The sequence below is a fragment of the Maricaulis sp. genome (genome assembly GCF_030149425.1).
GTDB lineage: Bacteria > Pseudomonadota > Alphaproteobacteria > Caulobacterales > Maricaulaceae > Maricaulis.
On sequence record NZ_JASBRQ010000022.1, the window covers coordinates 1 to 24,756 of the forward strand.

21 protein-coding genes are annotated in these 24,756 nt (G+C 61.8%); 13 read left to right on the top strand and 8 right to left on the bottom strand.

Going from position 1 to position 24,756, the window contains the following annotated elements:
- Positions 1–70 precede the first annotated feature (70 nt).
- Both scpA and Q1V57_RS03660 read left to right on the top strand, forming a co-directional pair.
- A complete protein-coding gene (gene scpA, locus Q1V57_RS03655; protein ID WP_300527662.1) occupies positions 71–2,218 on the top strand; it encodes a methylmalonyl-CoA mutase in 2,148 nt (715 codons plus the stop codon).
- Positions 2,219–2,290: 72 nt separating this feature from the next.
- The gene (locus Q1V57_RS03660) at positions 2,291–2,926 is read left to right on the top strand and encodes a hypothetical protein (protein WP_300527664.1); all 636 of its coding nucleotides are present in this window, start codon (positions 2,291–2,293) and stop codon (positions 2,924–2,926) included.
- 451 nt (positions 2,927–3,377) lie between these two features.
- On the opposite strand, the gene Q1V57_RS03665 is transcribed toward Q1V57_RS03660, so the two are convergent.
- Positions 3,378–3,896 (bottom strand): hypothetical protein, encoded by a 519-nt coding sequence (locus Q1V57_RS03665; RefSeq protein WP_300527665.1) that lies wholly within the window; start codon positions 3,894–3,896, stop codon positions 3,378–3,380.
- A gap of 582 nt (positions 3,897–4,478) precedes the next feature.
- Positions 4,479–4,856: a hypothetical protein gene (locus Q1V57_RS03670; RefSeq protein WP_300527666.1), complete on the bottom strand. Its 378-nt coding sequence runs from the start codon at positions 4,854–4,856 to the stop codon at positions 4,479–4,481.
- Between the two features lie 232 nt (positions 4,857–5,088).
- On the opposite strand from Q1V57_RS03670, the gene Q1V57_RS03675 reads away from it, so the two are divergent.
- The gene (locus Q1V57_RS03675) at positions 5,089–5,562 is read left to right on the top strand and encodes a hypothetical protein (RefSeq protein WP_300527667.1); all 474 of its coding nucleotides are present in this window, start codon (positions 5,089–5,091) and stop codon (positions 5,560–5,562) included.
- A gap of 359 nt (positions 5,563–5,921) precedes the next feature.
- On the opposite strand, the gene Q1V57_RS03680 is transcribed toward Q1V57_RS03675, so the two are convergent.
- Genes Q1V57_RS03680 through Q1V57_RS03690 form a run of 3 tightly spaced genes read right to left on the bottom strand, consistent with a single transcriptional unit; the run spans position 5,922 to position 7,922 of the window.
- Positions 5,922–6,293 carry an MmcQ/YjbR family DNA-binding protein gene (locus tag Q1V57_RS03680; RefSeq protein WP_300527668.1) on the bottom strand — a complete coding sequence of 124 codons (372 nt, stop codon included), beginning with the start codon at positions 6,291–6,293 and terminating at the stop codon, positions 5,922–5,924.
- 6 nt (positions 6,294–6,299) lie between these two features.
- Positions 6,300–6,884 (bottom strand): helix-hairpin-helix domain-containing protein, encoded by a 585-nt coding sequence (locus tag Q1V57_RS03685; RefSeq protein ID WP_300527670.1) that lies wholly within the window; start codon positions 6,882–6,884, stop codon positions 6,300–6,302.
- Between the two features lie 3 nt (positions 6,885–6,887).
- Positions 6,888–7,922: a hypothetical protein gene (locus tag Q1V57_RS03690; protein ID WP_300527671.1), complete on the bottom strand. Its 1,035-nt coding sequence runs from the start codon at positions 7,920–7,922 to the stop codon at positions 6,888–6,890.
- Between the two features lie 566 nt (positions 7,923–8,488).
- Between Q1V57_RS03690 and Q1V57_RS03695 the strand changes: the two genes are divergently transcribed.
- From Q1V57_RS03695 to Q1V57_RS03705, 3 genes are all read left to right on the top strand, one after another.
- On the top strand, positions 8,489–10,822 hold the full coding sequence (locus Q1V57_RS03695; protein WP_300527672.1) for a TonB-dependent receptor: 2,334 nt from the start codon (positions 8,489–8,491) through the stop codon (positions 10,820–10,822).
- 159 nt (positions 10,823–10,981) lie between these two features.
- Positions 10,982–13,021 (top strand): S9 family peptidase, encoded by a 2,040-nt coding sequence (locus tag Q1V57_RS03700; protein ID WP_300527673.1) that lies wholly within the window; start codon positions 10,982–10,984, stop codon positions 13,019–13,021.
- Positions 13,018–13,950: a carbon-nitrogen hydrolase family protein gene (locus Q1V57_RS03705; protein ID WP_300527675.1), complete on the top strand. Its 933-nt coding sequence runs from the start codon at positions 13,018–13,020 to the stop codon at positions 13,948–13,950. The genes Q1V57_RS03700 and Q1V57_RS03705 overlap by 4 nt, the downstream gene beginning before the upstream one ends.
- A gap of 283 nt (positions 13,951–14,233) precedes the next feature.
- Here Q1V57_RS03705 and Q1V57_RS03710 read toward each other — a convergent pair whose 3' ends face one another.
- A complete protein-coding gene (locus Q1V57_RS03710; RefSeq protein WP_300527676.1) occupies positions 14,234–14,863 on the bottom strand; it encodes a glutathione S-transferase family protein in 630 nt (209 codons plus the stop codon).
- Positions 14,864–14,870: 7 nt separating this feature from the next.
- Positions 14,871–16,619, bottom strand: coding sequence for an amidase (locus Q1V57_RS03715; RefSeq protein ID WP_366145064.1), 1,749 nt, complete (start codon positions 16,617–16,619; stop codon positions 14,871–14,873).
- 187 nt (positions 16,620–16,806) lie between these two features.
- Between Q1V57_RS03715 and Q1V57_RS03720 the strand changes: the two genes are divergently transcribed.
- From Q1V57_RS03720 to Q1V57_RS03735, 4 genes are all read left to right on the top strand, one after another.
- Entirely contained in the window at positions 16,807–17,784 is a 978-nt protein-coding gene (locus Q1V57_RS03720) for a hypothetical protein (protein ID WP_300527678.1), read from the top strand.
- Between the two features lie 62 nt (positions 17,785–17,846).
- Positions 17,847–18,635: a hypothetical protein gene (locus tag Q1V57_RS03725; protein WP_300527680.1), complete on the top strand. Its 789-nt coding sequence runs from the start codon at positions 17,847–17,849 to the stop codon at positions 18,633–18,635.
- 146 nt (positions 18,636–18,781) lie between these two features.
- Positions 18,782–19,099 (top strand): hypothetical protein, encoded by a 318-nt coding sequence (locus Q1V57_RS03730; RefSeq protein WP_300527682.1) that lies wholly within the window; start codon positions 18,782–18,784, stop codon positions 19,097–19,099.
- 73 nt (positions 19,100–19,172) lie between these two features.
- Positions 19,173–19,841 carry a glutathione S-transferase gene (locus Q1V57_RS03735; RefSeq protein WP_300527683.1) on the top strand — a complete coding sequence of 223 codons (669 nt, stop codon included), beginning with the start codon at positions 19,173–19,175 and terminating at the stop codon, positions 19,839–19,841.
- Between the two features lie 78 nt (positions 19,842–19,919).
- Here Q1V57_RS03735 and Q1V57_RS03740 read toward each other — a convergent pair whose 3' ends face one another.
- On the bottom strand, positions 19,920–21,299 hold the full coding sequence (locus tag Q1V57_RS03740) for a M20/M25/M40 family metallo-hydrolase (RefSeq protein ID WP_366145066.1): 1,380 nt from the start codon (positions 21,297–21,299) through the stop codon (positions 19,920–19,922).
- A gap of 132 nt (positions 21,300–21,431) precedes the next feature.
- On the opposite strand from Q1V57_RS03740, the gene Q1V57_RS03745 reads away from it, so the two are divergent.
- The 3 genes from Q1V57_RS03745 (at position 21,432) to Q1V57_RS03755 (ending at position 24,678) form a co-directional block, all read left to right on the top strand.
- A complete protein-coding gene (locus tag Q1V57_RS03745; RefSeq protein WP_300527685.1) occupies positions 21,432–22,328 on the top strand; it encodes a pirin family protein in 897 nt (298 codons plus the stop codon).
- A 430-nt stretch (positions 22,329–22,758) separates the two neighbouring features.
- On the top strand, positions 22,759–24,345 hold the full coding sequence (locus tag Q1V57_RS03750; RefSeq protein ID WP_366145067.1) for a phosphoenolpyruvate carboxykinase: 1,587 nt from the start codon (positions 22,759–22,761) through the stop codon (positions 24,343–24,345).
- A 183-nt stretch (positions 24,346–24,528) separates the two neighbouring features.
- Positions 24,529–24,678, top strand: coding sequence for a hypothetical protein (locus Q1V57_RS03755; protein WP_300527687.1), 150 nt, complete (start codon positions 24,529–24,531; stop codon positions 24,676–24,678).
- Positions 24,679–24,756 lie beyond the last annotated feature (78 nt).

A 24,756-nucleotide genomic window follows, 5' to 3' on the forward strand; every position in this document is an offset into this window, starting at 1 on the left:
CGCATGTCGATGAGCCGGAGGCGGCGCTGAAACCGGTCTTCCTGGCCGCACAGTTCGAGGGAGCGGAGTAATGAGCATGACCCCCGACTTCACCCAGATCGAACTTGGCCCGAACGACAATAGCAATGGCGGCGGTGGCAATCGTCGTGAATGGACGCCGGCGGAAGGTATTCCCATCGCCTCGCAATATGGTGCGGGCGATATCGAAGGCCTCGACTTCCTGACCAGTGTTCCCGGCGCAGCGCCCTTTGTGCGCGGCCCCTACCCGACCATGTATGGCCAGCGCCCCTGGACGATCCGGCAATATGCCGGCTTCTCCACGGCGGAAGATTCCAACGCTTTTTACCGCCGCAATCTGGCTGCCGGTCAAAAAGGCCTCTCGGTCGCCTTCGACCTGGCCACCCACCGCGGCTATGACAGCGACCATCCGCGCGTCGCCGGGGATGTCGGCATGGCCGGTGTGGCCATCGACTCGATCTATGACATGCGCACCCTGTTCGACGGTATTCCGCTCGACCAGATGTCGGTGTCGATGACGATGAATGGCGCCGTGCTGCCGATCATGGCGCTTTATATCGTCGCCGCAGAGGAACAGGGCGTCAGCCCGGACAAGCTCTCCGGCACGATCCAGAACGATATCCTGAAAGAATTCATGGTGCGGAACACCTATATCTATCCGCCCCAGCCCTCGATGCGGATCATTTCCGATATTTTCGCCTACACCTCGGCCAACATGCCGAAATTCAACTCCATCTCGATCTCCGGCTATCACATGCAGGAAGCCGGTGCGCCGGCCGATCTGGAGCTCGCCTACACCATTGCCGACGGGCTGGAATACATCCAGACCGGGGTGGATGCCGGCCTCGATGTCGACGCCTTCGCGCCGCGCCTCTCCTTCTTCTTCGGCATCGGCATGAACGTCTATATGGAGATCGCCAAGCTGCGCGCCGCGCGCCTGCTCTGGGCCAAGCTGGTCAAGAAGCGTTTTGCGCCCAACTCCGACAAGTCGATCTGCCTGCGCACGCATTGCCAGACCTCCGGCTGGTCGCTGACCGCGCAGGACGTGTTCAACAATGTCGGCCGCACAGCCCTGGAAGCGATCGCCGCGGTCGACGGACACACCCAGTCCCTGCACACCAACTCCCTCGACGAAGCCCTCGCCCTGCCAACGGATTTCTCCGCCCGTATCGCGCGCAATACCCAGCTTTTGCTGCAGACCGAGGCGCATTTGTGCGACACGGCCGATCCCTGGGGCGGCAGTTATTACATCGAACGCCTGACCCATGATCTCGCCGCCAAGGCCCTCAAGCATATCGAGGAAGTCGACGCGCTGGGCGGCATGGCCAAGGCGATTGATGAAGGCATTCCCAAACTGCGTATCGAGGAAGCCGCCGCCCGCACCCAGGCGATGATCGATAGCGGCCAGCAGACCATTACCGGCGTCAACAAATTCCGCCTCGACGAGGAGGAAGACGTGCCCGTGCTCAAGGTCGACAATTATCTCGTCCGCAAACAGCAGATCGAAAAACTCGAACGCCTGCGCAATGAGCGCGATGCCGGCGAGGTGGGCGCGGCGCTCGACGCCCTCGCCGAGGCGGCCCGGAGCGGGCAAGGCAATCTCCTGGCCCTGGCCGTCGACGCGGCCCGCGCCAAGGCGACGGTGGGCGAGATCTCCGACGCCATGGAGCGTTCCTTCAATCGCCATGTCGCCAAGATCAAGGCCGTTGAGGGCGTTTATGCCGCCGCCGCCGGCGATGATGACAAGGTCGCCGCCGCCAAGCGCTATGCCGCGAGCTTCCTCGCCAAGACCGGCCGCAAGCCGAAAATCCTCATCGCCAAGCTCGGCCAGGACGGTCATGACCGGGGCCAGAAAGTCGTCGCCTCGGCCTATACCGATCTGGGCTGGGATGTGGTCATCGGCCCGCTCTTCCAGACCCCGGAAGAAGCCGCCAAGCTGGCGGTCAGCGAAAACGTCCACGCCGCAGCCGCCTCCTCACTGGCCGCCGGTCACCTCACCCTGGTGCCGGAATTGCGCGATGCGCTGCGCGATCAGGGCCGCGAAGACATTCTCGTCATCGTCGGCGGCGTCATCCCGCCGGATGATGAGCCGGTCCTGCGCCAGATGGGCGCGGCCGCCGTCTTCCCGCCGGGCACGGTGATCGCCGACAGCGCGGTGGTGATGCTGGAACGCATGGGCGTGGAGCTGGAAGAGGCCTGAGAGGAACGAAGGAAACGTCAGTGCGGGGAAATGGGGACGTGTCCCCGATTATTCTGTGAGTGATCCGAACGAATGGCCTCTGAAAACGCATCTGCCACACCACAGTACGAGCCATTGCCCTGGACGCGGTCGCCGCTTCCAAAATCAATCGGCTTGATACCGAAGAACGAGGCTGATGACCTGCTCGAGAAATTTGACGCTCTTGTGGAGCGTCGCGCGACTCCCGCGGACGATTGGGGGCGAGAAGCTGGTCGCCAGATCTACTGGCCCTGCGATGCATCGCGCGTTCGAGTCTTGCCAGATGGAATCTTGTTCCTTGAAGAGGAAGGGCCAGAGCACGCTGAAAAGTTGGAGGCCAAGCTTAAGGTGCTATTTCCCCGAGGTGTTGCTGTCTGGGGTATTGGTCAATCAAAGCACGGTGTGTTCAACGGAGCCTACGACGCCACGCTACGACATTGGGTGAAGGCAGAACTCATATTCAGCCCGGTGGCCGTCATGTCGTTGGACGCCTCATTCTTTATGGTGTGTGACGAGCAGTTGCGCTTCACCGTCTTGGGCGGTGCTCCGCATGTTCTCAGCGAAGTTGACGAAGCTTTTGGAGGCGTGGCCACTCTGAGGTTGCTTTTCAATCAGTATGTCGATGATTGCGGTATTGGCTTCGGCGATCCCGATCGGCAATGGGCGCGCGGGCATCTTACGAGTTGGTGAATAGGGGAAACCCCGGGACCGACACATTCAAAAAACGGGACACGAAAAAACGGGGACACGTACCCTTTAATGACGCGCTACCCCGCAAAACGCGTGAGACATCAGTACGGACAACTTTTCCATGTCCCTTCTTTTCTTCAATCCATCATTTCCGACCAAACCAAAAATCCGAATAGTTAATCCATTGAACAAGGCCCAAAAAGAAAATAAGCGGCCCCCAAAAAAACAATCCCCCCTCAAAAAAAGACAGCCACGAATAAACCTCACTCAACTCCGTGAAGTGAGCGATAAAGAAAAACAACAAGCAAAACGATAACACGAAGGAGATCACAGCCAAGAACAGCCTAGATATCATCTTTTAACCTCACTCACTGCACTGTTGAAGGACCGGGGCCAAAAAACGGGGACACCTACCCTTTAATTGCGCGCTACCCCGCAAACGAGTGAGAAATCAGTGCGCAGGAATTGGTCCGTGTCCCAGTTTTTCGCCTGCCTCCGAGCACATTAAATAGAGCGGCCCTGGGCCACCACTTTGAACCGCAATCAGCTCGGCTGGCGCCGTATAGTACAAGTCTGCATACACGGCTCCATTATAACTCTTCACGTGCAGTGCGGATACAACGCTACCGCACCACTCCATTTCAATAAAACCGATGACTTGGAATTCAACGGATAGATCGAACTCATCTCCCCCGCGCTCCCATTGGGTTATACCGTCGAAACCGTGAGAGACGGGATACTCAAAGACTACCGGCGCAGAAAAACAACCCGGTCCGCAGCTCCGTATGTGACCGGTAGATCCCCTGTCATTATATCTCCCCGCTTCAAAATCGACTTCCCAAAGCCATCCCTCCACGAAGCGGTTTGAAAAGCGCAATTGTGAAGCGGTCTGCGCCGGTTCTGTCCGGGGCAAGGAGCTAAATGCAAATATGCCGACGATCAGGAGCGGTAAAAGTGTAGCGTATTTCATGCCATGGCTTCTCTAATACTCATGCACAGGAGATGAGCAAAAACGGGGACACGTACCCTTTAATGGCGCGGAAAAAACGGTGACACGTACCCTTTAATGGCACGCTACCCCGCAAAACGAGCGAGAAATCAGTACGGAAAAACTGGTCCATGTCCCTGTTTATTCCGGAGAATGTGTCGGTCCCGGTTTTTCCTACTCCCGCAGTAGCTTCCAGCCAACAAATGCGGCGATGGTCCCGACAACAGCAAAGACGCCATAATAGAAGAGATGATGCTCCCCTAGATGGAACCCGCTATTGTAGAGGTTGTAGATATTTAGGCCATGAGCCCCCATGCCCAACAAAAACAATACTAAACCGTACTGAGTTCTGGTCCTCAAAACGCCGTCCCTTTCTATCTCATCAAATCATGGGAAAAAACGGGGACACGTACCCTTTAATGTTGCGCCACCCCGCAAACGATTGAGCAATCAGTACGGAAAATTGGTACGTGTCCCTGTTTTCTGAGACAGTTTTCTGCCCCGGTTTTTCGTAAAAGATCAACCGATTACGCATCTCGCTCGCAGCCCGAGGGAAGCGCCTTCCTAAAATCCGCTTCGCCACGTCTGATAGTTGGCAAGAAACATCTCTCTATCGATCAAAACGGCCTCCACCGGTATCCCATCGAACACATCAAGCACCTGCTGGTCACATGCTGTAGCAAAATGGAGGTAATTGTCGGCGCCAAATGGGAAGCCAATCAGAGGGTTGCCGTATGATCTTCTCATGAGAACCAGCATAGCGTCATCAAATGCTGCGCCATGCTCGAGGTACCACTCCTCGCGAACCCGCACCTCATGATAGCAAACGTCCTCGACCTCCGGCACCGTAGTGAATACCGCTGCGTCATCATCAAAAACGCCTGCGCCATCCGATGCGCCGGTACATGCTGCCAGACCGAATATCAAAAGAAGCCCTCTCATCTCCCGGATCCCCTTGATTGCTCTCCCACTTCCAGGAGCAAATCCTGCTCTGGGAAAAAAACTCTGCGTTTGGCAGCTGTAGTCAAAACTATACCCGGAAAAAACCGGGACAGACACATTTTCCAGCTCGCTTCGCGGATAGGCCTGTGACCACGACGGACCGCATGGGGGTTGATCTGGAGGGCGGAGAAGCGGTTTGATCTCCCGGTCTTGTCCGGATGGAGATCGAGTGATGCGTCTGCTTTTGCCTTTTGCCTGTGCGCTCAGCCTGACGGCCTGCGTCAGCGCCCCCACTGTCTATGGCCCGGCGGGCGGCAGTGATCGCGGCTATTCCCAGCAGCAGATTGAAAGCGACCGCTTCCGGGTTAGCTTCGCGGCCGGCTCCGATCTTGATTATGGCCGCACCGAGGACCTGGCCCTGCGCCGGGCCGCCGAGCTGACCCTGGAACAGGGCGGCGACTGGTTCCTCGTCGTGGCCCGCCTGCGCGACGGCGATGATCGCGACCCGGTCCGGGTTGGCGGCTCGGTCAGCCGTACGATCGGCAGCCGCGGCTATTCCGGCTCCTCGGTCGGGCTCGGCGTGTCCATCGACGGCAGCGCCGGCGAGAAAAGCGTGACGCTGGAAATCCTGGTCCGCACCGGCGAGCCCGAGGCTGGACCAGAGGCCTATGATGCGCGCGATGTGCTGGCGCGAGTGGCGTATTAGGGCACCGGCTTCCTTCTCCCCCAGCGGGAAGACACGGCCCGAAGGGCGGATGAGGGGTTTCGCTAAAAACTTGCCCCGGTGTGTGGTCGTGATGCGCGGCTATCGCCGCGCGCCCCTCACCCCCGCTATCGCGGGACCTCTCCCCGGTTGGGGAGAGGGAGAAAAGGCGCTCGCGCTTACCCCCTTCTCCCGCGCGAGAGAAGGTGCCCGGAGGGCGGATGAGGGTGGAGACACAATCCTCGCAGGAGATGCTTCCCCCGCTTCGCCCCGGGGAGAGGCGCGATGTGCTGGCGTGGGTATGGAGTGCTGACATTTTAAACCCCTCATCCCGGATCAAGTCCGGGATGAGGGTTTAATTCTCAACGCCCCTCGCCCAACAGCCCCAATTCCCGCTGCCGTTTCTTGCTCAGCCCCGATGCCACAATACGATGGCTTTCGCGGATATAGTCGCGCAGGGCCTCGTCATCGAGGCCGGGGGCATCATAGTGCTGGATCCAGCTCATGCCGCGTGAGGCGAGATAGGGCGCCGGGCGCAGACCGGGTTGGTCTTGCAGGATCTCGAAGGAGATGTCGGAGACCTTGAAGGAGAAGCGCGGCGGGTCTTCACCGGTAAATCCGGCGACGACAAACACCTTGCCGCCGACCTTCCAGACATCGCTATTGCCCCATTGCACGACATGGCTGGTCGCCGGGAGGTCTGCGCAAAACGCCTGGAAGGTCTCGCGATCCATTGCGGATCAGGCGAGAGTTTTGGCTTGGCCGACCCAGTCATCACGGGTGATGCGGCCGCGGCCATTGATCTTTTCATCCCAGCTGGCGATATCGGCCTCGCTCCAGGCCGCGAGCTGGGCAAAGCTTGTCACGCCGCCCTCGGCGAGCGCGGCAGCCGCTTTCGGGCCGAGCCCCTTGATCCGGGTCAGATCATCCTTGCCCGCCGGCTCCGCCGGTTTTTTCACAGCCTTTTCAACAGGGCTTTCAACAGGCTTCTCAACAGGTTTTTCCACAGGCTTGGAGGCCTTGGACGCGGCCTTCTTCGCCGCGGGCTTGGCTTTCGGCTTCACCTCGGCCGCCGGCATGGCCGCCGCACCGGTCTTGATGTTTTCTTCCGGCTCGGCATGGGGCGGATGTTCGTTACGGGCTTCAGCCTCGCCCAGGCGCCGGGCGAGATTCTCGTTCTCGCGGCGCAGGCGGGCGGCTTCAGCCAAGGCCTCATCCGCCTCGGCGCTGCGGGCATCGCCAGACCAGATTTGCCGGCCGAAGAACAAGCCCAGGGCAAAGGAGACGAGAAGGACAAAGCCCATCTGCCAGATCAGGTAGAACATCGATCAGCCCTCAATCGCTTCAATTTCAAACGTCATCATGCGCGGCGCATTGGCCGCCGGTGCCAGCGCCAGCCGGTTTTCGCTGACACCGTTTTCAATCATGCGGATACGCACCGCCTCAAGCCGGTCGGCCGCCAGGGCCTCGCCGCCTTCGGCCACGGCAATCCCGATAACCAGGCGCATCGTGTCAGGGCAGGCTGCAAACATGCGGGCCACCCGGCGCAGGGCCACATCGGTCAGCGGGCTCGGCGTCGCCGCCTCGCGGTCAAAACGCAGGGCGTCGGAGCCATGTGCGGCCCGGACGACAGCGCGGCAGGCCGCCTCATCGGGAACATAGCTTTCCGCCGGGGCCCCGGACGGGGTGATCACGCTGGCTGCCACATAGGGCACCGGCAGATTGGCCAGGGCTGCAACGGCCGTGGCCGCGACCTGCGGATTGGCCGCCTCGCCAACCAGGGCTGCCTGCTGGCCTTCCAGATAGATCGACCCGCGCTCGAGCCGGGCCAATTGCCCGAGCAAGCGCTTGGCCGCCTCTTCCCATTCCGCCGATTGCGATCCGCCGGGCACCAGAGTGAGATCGGTATCGGCACCACTGGCGAAACTGGACGCGGCATAGCGCGCAATTCCGTCGCGGGCGGAGGCGTCGGTCGCATCGCCGCGGATCAGCACCCGGCCGCGCACCGCCATGTCGGCGCGGAAGGCAAAGCTGCGCTGCAGCCGGGCATTGGTCATGTCATCGACGACGCCGGTCGTACCGCCAGCCACAATGCCGCCGGACCAGGTCGACGCCAGGGTCACGGCCATCGCCTCGGCGCGGGCATCATCGCTCGGTGCAGCACCGGTGAGCACGGCCCGCTGACCGCGCATCTCCACCTGCACCCAGTCCAGGCCGCGATCCTGCAAGGCCATGAGTGCATTGCGCTCAAGCCGGCTCTCGATCGCCCCGGCAGAGAACGGGCCGACGGTGATGGCAAGGGCAGCAAAGGCGATCCAGACCGCGGCAGCGATCACATAAAGTCGGCGGACTCGATCGGTCATGACCCCTCTCAATTGGTCGATTGCAGCGATAGGACACCGATTCGGCGACAGGCTTTCAACAGCCTAGCCGCGCAGGTGCCAGGGACGATGTGAATATCCGAATTACCATTAAAAGTTAGCCACTTCCAGTGGGCAATGCCCCAACCAGAGCGGGCGCTGGCTGTCTTTGAGTGCGACGTCTATGCATCACATTGATGGAAATGTGACAGCCGCGCGCGATTCCTTGCCGGTACAGGGATTTACCCAAAGCGCGAAGCGGGTCTAAGCTTGCTCAGCGGTGGTATTTTGCGGTTTCGGCAAATTTCCGCGAGCTTCCGCTAGACGAACGGTCAGGCCAAACTAGGTCATGCGAGGGAGGGTAAGCCCACATCAGTCGTCGATCATTGCGTAAAGCCGGGTCCGTCCTGCCTCTCGCACCGTATGATCAGCGACCGCGTTGAACGCTCCTAAGAGAACCAATTCATCGCCACCGCCCAACGATATGGCTGCCAAGGGCCTCCGGAATAATCACAACAACCGGACAACAGCCAGGGCAAACAATCACAGTGAAATCAGGGGAGAACCAAATGAAATTTGATTTCGCGAAAACTCTGCTCGCCAGCGCGAGCGCGATCGCCATCTGCTCGACCGGCGCCATCGCCCAGGACGAGGACGATCGCCGCTCCAGCGTCAGCGCCATTCTTGATGTCATCCAGGTGACCGCGACCAAGCGTCCCGATGCCGAGAATGTCCAGGACGTTCCGATTTCCATTACGGCGTTCAATGCGGACAGCCTCGACGCGCTCAACATGCGCGACCTGGAAAGCCTCAGCTACACCATGCCGAACGTGACGCTGGACGATATCGCCACCTCGCGCGGTACCGCCAACTTCTCCATTCGCGGCCTAGGTGTGAACTCTTCCATTCCGTCCATCGACCCGACCGTCGGCGTTTTCATCGACGGCGTTTACATGGGTTATAATGGCGGCCTCGTCTTCGACATGTTCGATCTCGACTCGATCGAGGTTCTGCGCGGCCCGCAGGGTCTGCTGTTCGGCCGGAATACGACCGGCGGTGCGCTTGTCATCAACACCGGTTCGCCGACCGACGATCTGACCTATGCCGGCCGTATCGGCATGGAAGGCCCGATCGATGACGACCGCGGCAGCTGGGCCCGCACGGTCCAGGGTTATATCTCCGGCCCGATCGTCGAAGGCGTCCTCAATGGTCGCCTCGGCGCTTATCGCAACGATGATGACGGCTATTTCAAGAACCTGTTCGACGGCTCCGACCATGGCGCCAACGAAGCCACCATCGTCCGCGGTTCGCTGGAATGGTTTGCCTCTGAGGACCTGACCTTCCTGGCCAAGCTCGAGCGTTCCACCGGCGAAGGCGACGGTCCGTCGACCCAGAACCGCGGCCTGTTCGAGCGTGACACGTTCGACTTCTCGATCGACGAGCGCGGCTTCTATGAGTCCGAGGCTTGGCTCGCTTCCCTGCGCGCTGACCTCAATGTCGATTTCGGTGACGGTACGGTCACCAACATCATGGGCTATCGTGACAGCGAAGGCAGCTCCTACGGCGATATCGACTCCACGCCGGGCTTCTTCTTCCACTCCGGTTCGGAAACCGTGCAGGAACAGTTCTCCAACGAGCTGCGCTATGCCGGTACGTTCGGACAGTGGGATGTGACGACGGGCATCTACTATTTCGACCAGGAAATCCGCTATACCGAGATCCGCGACCTGCCGACCGTGTCCGCAGCCGGTTTCTACGGCGGCGGCCGCCAGGACCACACCGTCTTCGGCGTCTTCGGTCAGGTTGATTACTCCTTCACCGAGAACTTCATTGGTAGCTTCGGCCTGCGCTATTCGCGCGAGGAAAAAGACGCCAGCGTGACCTATCTCCGCCCGCGCCCGGAATGCTCCATCGTCGACGGCACCTGCCCGTTCACCGGCACCAACCCGTTCGTTCCGGGTGAGAATAATGGTTTCTCCGATGCCGATGACTGGACCAATGTGACGCCGAAGGTCGGCTTCCAGTACTTCCCGAACGACAACACCAATATCTACGGTAACTACACCCGTGGTTTCCGTTCCGGTGGGTATAACTTCCGCATCACGGCTCCGGCTCCGTTCGAGGCGATCGTTGCCTCCAATGGCGGCGCATTCGCGTTCGACGAAGAGACCGTCGACAGCTATGAAATCGGCCTGCGTCACCAGACCGAGGATGGCCGCGGCCAGTTCTCCATCGGTGCGTACATGACGGAAGTCGAGGACATGCAGCGTGAGGTGAACGCGTCTGATCCGGTCGCAGGTGTGGTCCAGACCATCCTGAACACCGCAGATGCCACCATCTCCGGCTTCGAATTCGAAGGCCGCTATGCGATCACCGACGACTTCCTGATCATGGGTAATGTCGGTCTGATCGACGCTGAGTATGACGCTGTCCGCTTCAACATCTCCGGCGATGCCGGCGGTCTGGTCGATGGCGATGACCTCGCCCTGGCCCTGCCGCGTGTTCCGGAAACCACCTGGGGCATCGGCTTCATCCACGATCTCGATCTCGGTAATAACGGCGCGATCTCTTCGCGTGTGAACTACCAGTATCGTGACCGTATCGCTTACACGGACAGCAATTTCGGCTGGATCCAGGACGCAGGCATGCTCGACGCAAACCTGACCTGGTACACGCCGGTTGACGGTCTGGAAGTCTCCATCTTCGGCCGTAACCTGCTCGACGAAGTGCAGGCCGGTGGCGACACCCAGCTGCCGTTTGGCGGCAATGTCGCTCCGCTGTTCGGCCTTGCCGGCCTGAATGACGGCGTCAACGAGCCGTTCGGCGCTTACCCGGCTGTGGGTACGCTGTCCCCGCTCAAGCCGGGCCGCACCATCGGCTTCGAGCTGACGATCACGCGCTGATCTGACGCTGAAACAAACCTGATGAGAGGCCGGAGCATCTTGCTCCGGCCTTTTATTTTGCCCGATTGCTGCAACGGCGGACTGAAATCACACATGTATGATTGGCCCGGCGGCAAAAACCGGCTTCAGTGAAACTCTCAAACCCGGAGATTGACCGTCATGCTGCGTCACCTGTCCCTTCTGCTCCTGCTCGCCCCCCTGCCCGCCTGGGCCCAGGATTCCGCACTGGAGCCGCTGGATGTTTTCAGCCTGGAGGCGGTCTCGCAGCCACAATTCGCTCCGGACGGGTCGCAGATCGCCTATCTGCGCGCCAGTAATGACATCACCACCGACAGCACGCGTTCGAGCATCTGGCTGATCGATGCCGATGGTGAGCGCCATCGCGCCATGGATGGCAGCGCTGCCACCATGTCCTCACCGCGCTGGTCGCCGCAATCAGACCGCCTCGCCTATGTCCGCAGCGAAGGCGATGTCACCAGCATCAATATCTATCTGCCGGCAGACGGGCGTGACGAGCAGGTGCTGGAACTGGCCGGCGGTGCGGCCGGGCTGAGCTGGTCGCCGGATGGCAAATTCCTCGCCTTTGCCGGTTTTGTACCGGAACCGCCCCTGCCGCCGGCCGCCCTGCCCGAGCGCGGCGATCATAACTGGGCAGCGGCAGCGCAGGTCGAGGACCGCCTCGTCTTCCGCATTGACGGTATCGGCCCTTTGCCGCGCGGCGGGCAGCAGCTCTACGTGCTCGACGTGGCCAAGGGCGCGGTGCGCCAGATTACCCGGGAGGCCAATAGCAGCGGCGCCGATTTCGCCTGGTCGGCGGATGGTTCGGCGCTGATTTTCTCCGCCGACCGGCGTGAGAATGCCGGCACGCAAGCTCCCGACACGGATATCTATCGCCTTGATGTGCAAAGCGGCGCCATCACGGCCATCACCGACCGCCGTGGTCCCGACAATGCCCCGCGCCCCTCTCCGGACGGGCAGATGATCGCCTATCTGGGCTATGACGACCGGCTGATGGGCTATCACAATACCGAGCTCTACATCGCCGCCGCCGACGGCTCCGGCGCGCGCTCCCTGACCGCCAGCCTCGACCGCTCGGTTGCCGCACCGGTCTGGGCCGCAGACGGCAGCGGGCTGTATGTGCAGATGATCGATCAGGGCGATACCCATATCGCCTTTGTCGATCTTGAGGGCGGCGTCGAGCGCCTCGCCTCCGGCATTGGCGGCGCCGCTTTCGGACGTCCCTATACCGGCGGCAGCTATAGCGTCGCTGCGAACGGACAGATCGCCTACACCACTGCCTCGGGCACCCGCCCGGCGGAGCTGGCCGTGGGCAATACTGCCGACGGGTTTGAGGTTCTCACCGCACTGAATGAGGATGTGCTGGCGGGACGCTATATCTCCGAGGTCGAAGATATCCGCTTCGCCTCGCCGCATGACGGGCTGGAGATCCAGGGCTGGGTGCTCTACCCGCCGGGTTTTGATCCGGACCAGACCTATCCCATGATCCTGGAAATCCATGGCGGTCCCTTCTCCGCCTATGGTCCGGTCTTCTCCGCCGAGTTCCAGCTCATGGCTGCCCAGGGCTATGTTGTCCTGTACACCAATCCGCGCGGTTCAACGAGCTATGGATATGATTTCGCGAACGAAATCCACCATGCCTATCCCGGGAATGATTATCACGACCTGATGGGCGCCGTGGACCATATGGTCGAGCGCGGCTTCATCGATGAGGACCGATTGTTCATCACCGGCGGGTCCGGCGGCGGCACGCTGACCGCCTGGGCGATCGGTCAGACCGATCGTTTCGCCGCCGCGGCCGTAGTCAAGCCGGTGATCAACTGGTCCAGCTTCGTGCTCTATTCCGACCTGCCGCAATTCTTCTCGCGCTACTGGTTTGGTGTTGAGCCCTGGGAAGACCCGGATGCCTATTGGCAGCGCTCGCCCCTCTCCCTGGTTGGCGAAGTCGACACGCCGACATTGATGATGGTCGGCGGCGCTGATGTCCGCACTCCGCCGGCCGAGACCGAGCAATATTATTCGGCCCTGAAACTGCGCGGCGTCCCGACCGATCTGGTGGTCATTCCCGACAGCTTCCATTCCATCTCCAATTCCACGCCCAGCCGTCTCCTGGCCAAGGTCGCGGAAATCCTGCGCTGGTTCGAACGCTATGACCCGGCCTTGGAGGCTGAAGCGGAATGAGCCTGATCCATCTCGCCGCCATCCAGGCCGCACCGGTCTTTTTCGACAAGGCCGCCTCCACCGAGAAGGCCTGCCACTGGATCGCTGAAGCCGGCAAACAGGGGGCTGATATCGCCGCCTTCGGCGAGACCTGGCTGCCCGGCTACCCGTTCTTCATCGAAGCGCCGCTGAGTGATTTGTGGTGGGAAGCCAATGCGCTCTACCTGGAACAGGCCGTGCGGCTGGACGGGCCGGAGCTGGCGCAGATCGCCAGGGCCGCACGCCAGGCCGGTTGCGATGTTGTCATCGGTATCGCCGAGCTGGATCCGGCGACGGAAGGCTCGATCTACGCCTCCCTCGTCTTCATCTCGCGCGACGGGGAGATCTTGGGCCGCCACCGCAAGATCAAGCCGACCCATCACGAACGCTCGGTCTGGAGCGATGGTGACGCCGAAGGCCTGCAGGTCTATCCGCGCGAATATGGCCGATTGTCCGGGCTGAATTGCTGGGAGCACAATATCATGCTGCCCGGCTTCTCATTGATCTGCCAGGGCACACAGATCCATGTCGCTGCCTGGCCCGGGCGCGAACCGGAAACCGCCCCCAGCGATCCAGTCTGGTCGCGCCAGCTTCTCCTCTCGCGCGCCTTTGCCAGCCAGGCCGGCGCCTATGTCATCGCCCCGGCCGGGCTGCGCCTGACCGAACACGTGCCCGAGCGCTTCAGACCTTTGAGCGCCTTTGAGCACACCGGCCAGAGCGCCATTATCGATCCGCGCGGTGAGATCATCGCCGGACCGGCCGAAGGCGAAACCATCCTGATGGCCCGGGCCGACCTCAACGAGGTGCGCAAGGCCAAGGCCGCCTGCGACCCGGCTGGCCATTACTCCCGGCCCGACCTGTTCGAACTCAAGCTCAAGGGCGAGCGCGTTTATCCGCCCGGCCCGCGCTAGGACTGGGACCGAGCGCCAGAAGCCGACCAAAGATCTATCCGGGATAAGAAATCCATAGCGCTTACCTCCTCGCCCTTGATGGGCGAGGTCCCGCGCAGCGGGGGAGTGGGTGACGCGGCGAAGCCGCTACTGAAATCCGACCCTGGGCGCAAGTCTTTGTCGCGCCTTCGGCGCGCACCCACTCCGTCTCGCCGCTACGCGACGATCCACCTCGCCCCTCGAGGGCGAGGAGGGCACTTCATCGCACTGTCCTGCCGCCAATTGCTGCGCCTTGAGACGAAGGCTAAACCGCCGCGCTTGGCCGCGCTGCAACAGCGTCACGCCAGGCTTTCAGGGCGGTCTGCCCCTCTTCGGGAACCAGCTTGATCCAGCCGGAAAACTCCACGAAGACGAAGGCGGCGATATCGGCGGCGGTAAAATTATCCCCGGCGACATAGGCACTGCCACGCAAACGCTGATCGAGCACGGCAAAGAAATCCGCCACCCGCGCGCGTCCGCGTTCGGCAAGCTCGGGGATTTGTGCGTGCGCCACCGGGCCGGTCAGGGCGGCGTCCTTGAAGGCCTTGGAGGAGTTGCGGAACGCCTCCGCGGTCGCCATGAAACCCTCGAACTCGATACGCGCCGTCCATTCCGCAACCATGGCCTTTTCCAGCGGCGTCGCGCCCAGCAGGGGCCGGTCAGGATGGGTCTCCTCGATATAGCGCATGATCGAGGCGCCATCGCACAGCACGGTGCCGTCATCGAGTTGCAGCGCCGGAACGGTGCCGCGCGGATTGATCGCCAGGAAAGCGTCCGAGAGCTGTTCCTTTTGGCGCAGATCGACCTGGACGGTATCGATCTCAATGCCCTTCTCCGCGAGGAACATGCGAACACGGCGCGGGCTGGGGGCGGTCAGGCAGTCATAGAATTTCATGGAACCCTCAAAGGAAAAGCGGCGGGTGATCCTCGGCGACCCCGAGGCGGCGTTCAATGGCGAGCCCCAGGCGCAAGGCATTGTCCTCGCGGAATAGCGGCGCCCAGACACTGGTGGTTTGCGGCACGCGGTGCAATGCCTCGGGATCGGCTGCGGTCTCGCCGTTCGGCACGCGGCTGGCGATCTCGTTATAGCCCGACTTCACCGCCAGTTGCGGATGGCCGGTATAATTGGTGATGGTAAGCATGGAGCCGGCGAAATTCGGTCCGATCACGGCGTCCAGCCCGGTCATGGCCTGATCGAACTCGTGCATGATGCGGCGCCGCAGACGGTCGACATTGATCAGGTCGATAGCCGAAATCAGCCGCGCCCGGCGCCAGGTATTGGGCCAGGCGACACCGGACTGCCAGCGCAGCTCGTCATCGCGATTGCTCAGGGTGAGCTCTTCAAAGGCCGCCGCTGATTCAGCCTCCACAACCGCGAACAGCGCATCATAGGGCAGATCGGGAAGTGCGAACTCGACCAGCTCGACACCGGCATCGCGGGCCGCATCCAGGGCGGCGCGGTCGGCCGCGCCAGCCTGTTCAAACCAGGCCGGATCATAGCCAACCCGCAGGCCGCGCACATCGGCGCTGAGATCGGCGGTGAAGCCATGGGCAATGGATCCGGCATCGCCAGCGTCATAGCCGTTCAGGACGCCGAGCACCCATGCGGTATCCTCGACCGACCGGGTGATCGGTCCGATCTTGTCCAGGCTCCAGCACAAAGCCATGGCACCGGCGCGCGAAACCCGGCCGAAGGTCGGCCGCAGGCCGGTCGTACCGCAGCGATTAGAGGGCGAGACGATGGAGCCCAGCGTCTCCGTCCCGATGGCGAAGCTGACCAGGCCCGCCGCGGTCGCCGAGGCCGAACCGGCGCTTGATCCGGACGAGCCCTCTTCCAGATTCCACGGATTGCGGGTCCGCCCGCCGAACCAGAGATCGCCATAGGCCAGCGCGCCGTTCGTCGTCTTGCCCAGATGCACCGCCCCGGCCTCGGTCAGCAGGCGGGTGATATGGGCATCCTCGCTGGCGACCCGGTCGCGATACGGCATGGCGCCCCAGGTCGAGGCAATGCCGGCGACGTCGATAATGTCCTTCATGCCATACGGGATGCCGTGCAGCGGTCCGCGATCGCGCCCCTCAGCCAGCTCGCGGTCGGCCCGGGCGGCCTGCTCGCGCGCCATATCGGCGGTGACCGTGACGAAGCATTCGAGGGCTGCGCCATGGCGGCTGATCCGGGACAGATAGATCTCGGTCAGGCGCTGCGAGGTCAGCGCTCCGCGGCGCAGCCATTGCGCCTGCTTCCACAGCGGGGCGAAAGCGATGGCCGTATCGCTGCCCGGCAGGCTGCCCGCATCCGCGCCGGCGCCGGTGACAGAATTCTCCTGGGCCGGGTAGTCATGGCCGGGCAGGCGCGGGTCGAATACCGTGGCCGGTGCGAGATGGTTCGGCTTGTCCAGCGCCCGTAACTGCTCGACCCAGGCCTTCCATTCCTCCAGCCCGTCAATGATCTGGGCCCGCTCGGCCTCGGTGTAGCTGACATCGAACAGCGCCTCGGCGGAACGCAGCTGCTCGCTGGAGATTTCTCCCCCCTGAGGCGAATCGGAAATCCCTTCCGTTTCGCCCGATTCCTGCCCCATTTGGCGACATCCGGCCCCCGCCAAGGCCGCTCCGGCGGCTGAAACCTTCAGGAAATCACGTCTCGTACTGCCCATCTCGGACCGCCCTCCCCAGCGCTATTCGCCTTTAAAACTAGGCCTTTCCGCATGCATGACACAAGGGCAGACAGCCCGGGTTCATCTGCAACGCGCAAAATTGCCTGTATGCGCGCATTCCGCTGCCACATTTGCTGATTAACCATGTTAATGAACCCTACCGGGCGAACTTTTTAAGGGGGAGGCCATGCCCTTAGACGCTGCACAAAACCGCGAGGTCGGGACGATCAATCGTCCGGTCGCAAAACAGTATGAGGACGACAGTTTCGAGCGTCCTGCAGACCAGGATGCGCAGTATGATCTGCGCTCACCGGTCGAGATGACCCGGCTGCGCAAGGCGATGTCCTTCGCCGATGCCCGCCGCCATGACATGATCCTGTTCCGCCGCACCTGGGATGGCGCGGTGTCGTTCAAGAGCACCCAGGGCGAAAGCGCGATCAAGCCGATCGAGCGGGCGGCGATTTATCCCAAATCGCACATCATGCACTTCTCGATCCTGGCCTCGCTGGTCCTGTTTGAAGGCCTGGCCAACGCTTATTTCTTCTCCAAGGGCTCTGACCTGGGTTTGCTGGGCGGCTGGCTGCAGGCCATCACCGTCTCCTTCACCAATGTCATCGCCGCCTTCTTCCTGATCGGGTTTTTGGGCTTCCGCCTGATGTCCAACCCGCATCGCCGCCTGCATATCGTGCTCGGCGTGGTGACCATTGTCGCGACCTCCGTGGCGCTGATCATGCTGAACCTGACGGCGGCGCATTTCCGCGACTTGCTGGAATTCAACGCCGCGACGCTGGCGCTGGGTGGGGCTGGCGAAACCGGTGAAGTCCTGGCCCCGGTCCTGGCCGTGCGCGAGAACCCGTTCGGGTTCCAGACGCTGGAAGCCCTGCTGCTCTTCATCCTGGGGACGACCTTTGCCGCCATCGCGGCGTATAAGGGCCGCACCTTCTCCGATCCGATCCTGGGCTATGCCGGCGTGTCCAAACGCCTGGAAACGGCCGCCAAGGATCTGGAACGGGCAACGGAAGCGGGCTACCGCAATGTCAAAAAGCTGAAAGAGCCGGAGCTGGAATTGCTGTCCAGAGCCAATGACCTGCTGATCGAGGTCAATGCTGACCTCGCCGGTCCGGGCATGCGCGAGCTGGGCGAGCGCAAGGCCGATCCGGTATAATCAAACGGGGAGCGGCGGCTGGGTGCCGCTCCTCATTCAACAGCGAAGCGACGGGGGGGAATATGTCGGGGCGCGACCTAATTGGTTTTTTCAATCTGATCATTGTCGCCGCCATTCTGGGCGGTATCAGCTACGCAGCCTTCGTCCTGACGCCGGACGAATACGATAACGACACCCTGTGCCTGGTCGGCGCCACACCGCCGCACCGCGTGGTCGTGATCGACAAGACCGATCTGTATTCACCGCAACAGGCCGGCTCGATCGAAGGCCTGATCCTGCGCGAACGCGATGGCCTGGATGTCGGCGAACGCATGTCGCTGTACGAGCTCAATGAGAGCGGCCAGCTGCGCAATACCAACCGCTTCTCCCTGTGCAATCCGGGCGCCGGCGAGCAGGTCAATCCGCTCTATCGCAATCCGGACCGGGTCCAGGCGCGCTATGAAGCCCTGTTCGCCGATCCGCTCGACCGCGCCCTCGCCGATCTCATCCTGCCGAAAAACGCCCCCAACAGCCCGATCATCGAGGCCCTGGCGCGTCTGAGCCAGGAGCCCGTATTCGACGAGACGGTTCCGGGCCGCCGCATCGTGCTGGTGTCGGACATGCTGCAGAACTCGGAGATCTTCTCCGTCTATGGCCGCAGCCGTGGCGATCTCGCCCAACGCCTGCCCAGTGCCGCCAGCGTGGCCAATGCGATCCGCGACACCTATGGCGATAATCTGCGCGGGGTGGAGATCGAAATCCGCCTGATCCCGCGTGAGCGCTGGGAAGCCGACCAGCGCGGACCGCTCCGCGCCTATTGGGACGATGTCTTTGACCGTCTGGGCATGCGGGCACGCTGGTCCGGCATCTGACAACGCGCTGATTTGAAATTGGAAATGCCGCCGCTCCACAGGCTCTGACGGAGTTGGCGGCATTGCGCGCTTCCGACTCAGCGCAAGATCATTCACTATATCTAGTATCGATAGAACACTCGGCTACTAGGTGTAGTGATATGGCGATGTATTCCCTTCACAGTGATGCTGATTGGCGCTGGGCGCGCTCGAGCCGCAATCCCTTTGTCGACCAGGATATTGTCAGCTTCTGCACGCCGAGCCCGCATCTTGTCGAACTCGCCTTCACCCTGGCAGATCACGGTCACACCCATGTCGGTGATGTCGCCCGGCTGGGTATCTACACCCTGACCGACCTCTCCGGCGGCGATCCGCGGCTAGCCGAACAATTGCGCCTGCGCCTGCAACGCGCCGGTCTGGATTTGGATATGCAATTGGCAGGCTGGCAGCGTCCGGTCGAGCCGTGTGACAGTTTCGCTGAATAATCTATTGAGCTGGGTGATCTAAGCTCTATCTGCCTCGTATTGAGTATGCGTTTGAGTATAGAGGCATGAGCGGATGATTACCGTCCACCATTTGAACAATTCGCGCTCGCAGCGCGTGCTCTGGATGCTGGAAGAGATCGGCGTCGAGTACGAGATTGCGAAGTATGACCGGGACGCCGAGACCATGCGCGCGCCCGCATCCCTGCGCGCCGTTCATCCGCTGGGCAAGTCCCCGGTCATCACCGATGGCGATATCACGGTCGCCGAGTCCGGCGCGATTATCGAATATCTCGCCAGCACCTACGGCCAGGCGCTGAAGCCAGAGTCCGGGACGCAGGAGCACCGCGACTGGGTCTACTGGCTGCACTTCGCAGAGGGCTCGCTGATGCCGCCCCTGCTGGTCAAGCTGATCGTCGGCCGCCTGACCGAGGCCAAAGTGCCCTTCTTCGTCAAGCCGGTGATCAAGGCGATCGCGAACCAGCTGGACACCAATTACACCGGCCCGGAAATCAAGAACCTCCTGAGCTATATCAATGAGCATCTGGAAGGCCGTAAATGGTTTGTCGGTGATGAGATCTCGGCAGCCGATATCCAGATGAGTTTTCCGCTGGAAGCCGGCGGATCGCGCTCGGACATGTTCGAGCAATACCCCAATGTCAAAGCCTTCGTAGACCGCATCCAGGCACGCCCGGCCTATAAGGCCGCGCTGGAACGCGGCGGCGCTTATGATTTTGCGAGCTGATCCCTCCTCCACCCAGCTCGGCGTGAAAAAGCCCCGGCCAATTGGCCGGGGCTTTCTTCTTGCGCGTTTTGCCGAGGCTTACTCGCCGACCGGCTCGATGTCGGAGCGGAACTCCACATCCATCTCCGCAGCGAGATAGGTGAAGGCCGCATAGGCCGCCACATTCTGGGCCAGCGCCTCCGGATCAATCTTGTCCAGCGTGTCGTCCGGCGTGTGGTGAAGGTCGAAATAATCCCGCCCGTTTTGCTGCAGGCGCACGGTCGGCACGCCAGCCATGGCCAGCGGGATGATATCCGGACCACCGCCCGGCACATTGCTGCCGCCGCGGATAATGCCGAGATGCTGGATCTCGCGATGGATGGCATCAATCGCCGGGTTGGCGCCCTCATCCACGTTGGAAACAAAACGCCAGATCGTATCGGCACCGAAATCGGACTCCGTGGCGATGACGTGGTTGGCCACCTCGCCCATATGCTGGGCGGCATAGGCGCGCGCGCCCAATAGGCCCACCTCCTCGGCGCCGAACATGACAACGCGGATGGTCCGGCGCGGACGCTGCGGCAAACGGGCAATGAGCTCGGCAGCCGCTACGGTAATGGCAATACCCGCCCCATCATCGACGGCGCCCGTACCCTGGTCCCAGCTGTCGAGGTGACCGCCGATCAGCACGATCTCATCCGGGCGCTCGCGGCCAACAATATCAAGAATGACATTGCCGCTGGTCACTTCCCCACGCCAGCCGGCGCCGGAGCGGATGCGGAATTCAATGGTCTCGCCACTTTCGTGCAACCGGCGCAGATGGTCGGCATCCGGATTGGAGACCGCCAGCACCGGTATATCGGCCCAGTCGCCATTGAGCGAAGACATCATCCCGGTATGGGCAAAGCGGCGGTTGGACGAGCCGACCGACCGCACAACCAGCGCTTCGGCACCGGCGCGCTCGGCATGCTGCCAGCCGACACGGCGACGCTGATTGGCCGGGCCATAGCCGGCGCCGGTCTGGCTCTTCACCATCATCTCGCCATCGACAAAGGCAATCCGCCCTTCCAGCGAACCGTCTTCGGCAGCCATGAGATCGTCAAGCGTTCGGAAATAGGCGATCTCGGCATTGATGGCGCGCAGACGCGGTGAGCGTCCCGAGCCGCCAAGCGAGGTGCCGTAGAGGACCTGCTCATAGGGCGCGGTCATGGTGATTTCCGTATCGCCGCGTTCCCAGAACGGCATGGAAAACTCTTCGATGCTCACACGGTCGAAACCGAGCTCCTCGCCCAGCTCGCGCCCCCATTCGCGGGCTCGGGCTTCCGCCTCAGACCCGCCGAGGCGCGGACCAACATCGGTGGTCAGCGATTCGACAATGTCCCAGGCCAGATCCGATTCCAGCGCCTGCTCGATCAGCAGCTGCGCGGTTTCCGCCTCATGTGGTTCGAGTTCATGCCGGTCCTGCGCAAACGCAGGCACGGTCAAAATGAGTGCCGCCCCGGCGGCGAGAATTGATTTCAACGGTGCCTCCCTTAGATATGCCGGGGAAGCTACGCGATGGGACCTTGCATCGGCAATGTCTCGATCTGCGCTAAAGCACAAGGATGCGCCATGACTACCTCAATTGAGCTCGTTATTTCCGGCCGTGCCCGCGATCTGGGTGGTTTTGAAGTGCGGCGGGTCCTGCCGGCCCCCAAACGGCGCCTGGTCGGCCCCTTCATCTTCTTTGACCAGATGGGCCCGGCCCAGTTCGAACCCGGCAAAGGCATTGATGTCCGCCCGCACCCGCATATCGGTCTGGCCACTGTAACCTACCTGTTCGACGGCGCATTGCGGCACCGGGACACGATCGGGATCGACACGGTAATACGCCCGGGCGAGGTCAACTGGATGACCGCCGGGTATGGCGTCGCCCACTCCGAGCGCACCCCCTCGCCCGAACGCGAGGATGGTCACTACATGTATGGCATTCAGACCTGGGTCGCCCTGCCGGAAGAAAATGAAGAAGACGAAGCACGCTTCCAGCATGCGGGCGCAGATGAGCTGCCCGACTTCGAGCGCGATGGCGCCCGCTTCCGGCTCATTCTCGGTACCGCGTGGGGCCACGTCGCACCAATCCGGCAATACTCCCCCATCTTCTATCTGCACGGCGAGCTACCGGCCGGCACGAACTTGCCGCTCGACATCGAGCATGAAGAGCGCGCCGTCTATCTCGTCCAGGGCGCGATGACGGTCGATGGCGTCGCGCTTCAACCTGGCGATATGGCAGTTATCGCCGCGGGAGCCGCTCCGGAGATGGCGGCGCAGGCGGATAGCCGCATCATGATCTGTGGCGGTGCGCCCTTGGGGGAACGCCACATCTACTGGAATTTTGTTGCGACCAGCAAAGACAAGATCGAGGCCGCCAAGGCGGCCTGGCAGCAAGCCGGCGAGACCGGTTTCCCGGCCGGCGGGCGGTTTTTAATGCCCGAAGGCGAGGATGAATTCATCCCGCTTCCCGAAGGCTAGGCGCGCGCTGCGGCCCCTCAAAACCTTCGACTGCGAATTTTGTTGCAAAAAGTGAGCTTGCCCGGATCCAGGCCGGGCAAGACAGCCCCGATTGGCCATCTCACTGCGGACAAATGGGAAAACGCGGATGGCGGCAAAATGTTTGCGATAACATCCGCTTCTCCGATTTTCACTGTGCTAAACTCTCGTGTCTTTAGGGGCTTTCCCGGCCGGATTTGATCTGGTACCGGCGGCTCTTCAACCGGGAGCCGGACGAGACGCGACAACGCGCCGCCGGCATAGGAGTGCGCGGATTGCCCGGCCTGAAAGAGGCCGGAGCACCGCCAAGCATCATGCCCGCCAAGTGTAGGAGCGGGCCAGTTGGGGGTTAGACAACATGTCCACCAGTGATCGTACCGAAGCAGACCGTCTCGACGGCGGCCTGAGCGCCATGGGCATCGAAACCGGCCAGATCAATCTCAACTGGAATGAAGCCCGCCTGTATCAGGAAATCGTCAGCCGTGGCGAAGGCGAAGTCGCCGAGGGCGGCGCCCTGGTCGTGAAGACCGGCGAGCACACCGGCCGGTCCGCCAAGGACAAGTTCACGGTTCGTGATGCCTCCACCGAAGACCAGGTCTGGTGGGACAATAACGCCTCCATGACGCCAGAGCAGTTCACCAACCTCTGGGACGACTTCAGGGCCCACATGGCCGGCAAGGAACTCTTCGTGCAACAGCTGTTCGGCGGCGCTGACACCGAGCATCGCCTGCCGGTCCGCGTCGTTAATGAGCTGGCCTGGCACTCGCTCTTCATCCGCCATCTGCTGCGCATTCCGGCTGCCGACGAATATGCCGGCTTCGACGCCCAGTTCACCATCGTGAACCTGCCGAGCTTCAAGGCTGACCCGGAGCGCCATGGCTGCCGCTCGGAAACCGTCATCGGTGTCGATTTCGATCGCAAGCTGGTGCTGATCGGCGGCACCTCCTATGCCGGTGAAACCAAGAAATCCGTCTTCACCATTCTCAACTACCTGCTGCCGGCCAAGGGCATCATGCCGATGCACTGCTCGGTTAATGCCGGCAAGGATGATGATGCCGCGATTTTCTTCGGCCTGTCCGGCACCGGCAAGACCACCCTCTCCGCCGATGCCAATCGCGAGCTGATCGGCGATGACGAGCACGGCTGGTCGCCCAATGGCCTGTTCAATTTCGAAGGCGGTTGTTACGCCAAGATGATCCGCCTCTCCGAAGAGGCCGAGCCGGAAATCTTTGCCACCACCAAGATGTGGGGCACGGTGCTGGAAAACGTGGTCATGGATCCGGTCACCCGCGAGCTGGACCTGGATGATGCCACCCTAGCGGAAAACTCGCGCGGCGCCTATCCGATCAGCGCGATCCCGAATGCCAGCGCCACGGGCACCTGCGGTCATCCGAAAAACCTCGTCATGCTGACCTGTGACGCCTTCGGCATCATGCCGCCGATCGCCAAGCTGACCCCGGCCCAGGCGATGTATCACTTCCTGTCGGGTTACACCGCCAAGGTCGCGGGCACCGAAAAGGGTGTGACCGAACCGTCCGCCACTTTCTCCGCCTGCTTCGGCGCGCCATTCATGCCGCGCCATCCGGCCGATTACGGGGCTTTGCTGCGAGAACTGATCGCCGAGCACGATGTCGATTGCTGGCTGGTCAATACCGGCTGGACCGGGGGCGCCTATGGCACCGGTCAGCGCATGCCGATCAAGGCCACCCGGGCTCTGCTCAATGCCGCGCTCGACGGATCCCTGAAAAGCGCCGCTTACCGCGAAGACGCCAATTTCGGCTTCATGGTCCCGGTATCCGTCGCCGGTGTGGACGATGCCATCCTGGACCCGCGTTCGACCTGGGCCGACAAGGACGCCTACGACGCCCAAGCGAGCAAGCTGGCCGCCATGTTCACCGAGAACTTCACGAAGTTCGAAGACCATGTGGCCCCCTATGTGCGCGCCGCTGCTCCCAAGCCGGCCGCCAAGACCAAGACGCTGGAAACCGCTGCGGAATAACGCTTTTCGGCCTTTGAACAGAAAATCCCCGCCATGGATATCCGGTGGGGATTTTTTGCATCAGTGATGCCTTTTATGTTCGCAGGCGCAAAAATCGTTTGACGTTAGGACCGTGTTGACGGTTTGATGGCCACGATTTCAACGAAGCGCGACGTGTTGCGCGCAACGGATTAAGTGAACCGCATGTCTATGAGCCATGTCATCGCCAGCGAAACGACCGTACAGGCCATCCGCCTGCCGGGGGTGATTTCGCGCGCGCAGACCATGCTCATGTCCACCATGACCACCATCATGACGACCTCCTATACCCGGGGGGCGGACGACGTGGACTAGCGGACAGACTAAAAAACCGCAGAACACCGAACCCGCTCCCGGCCTCCGGAAGCGGGTTTTTTCTTGCCCAAACACCAA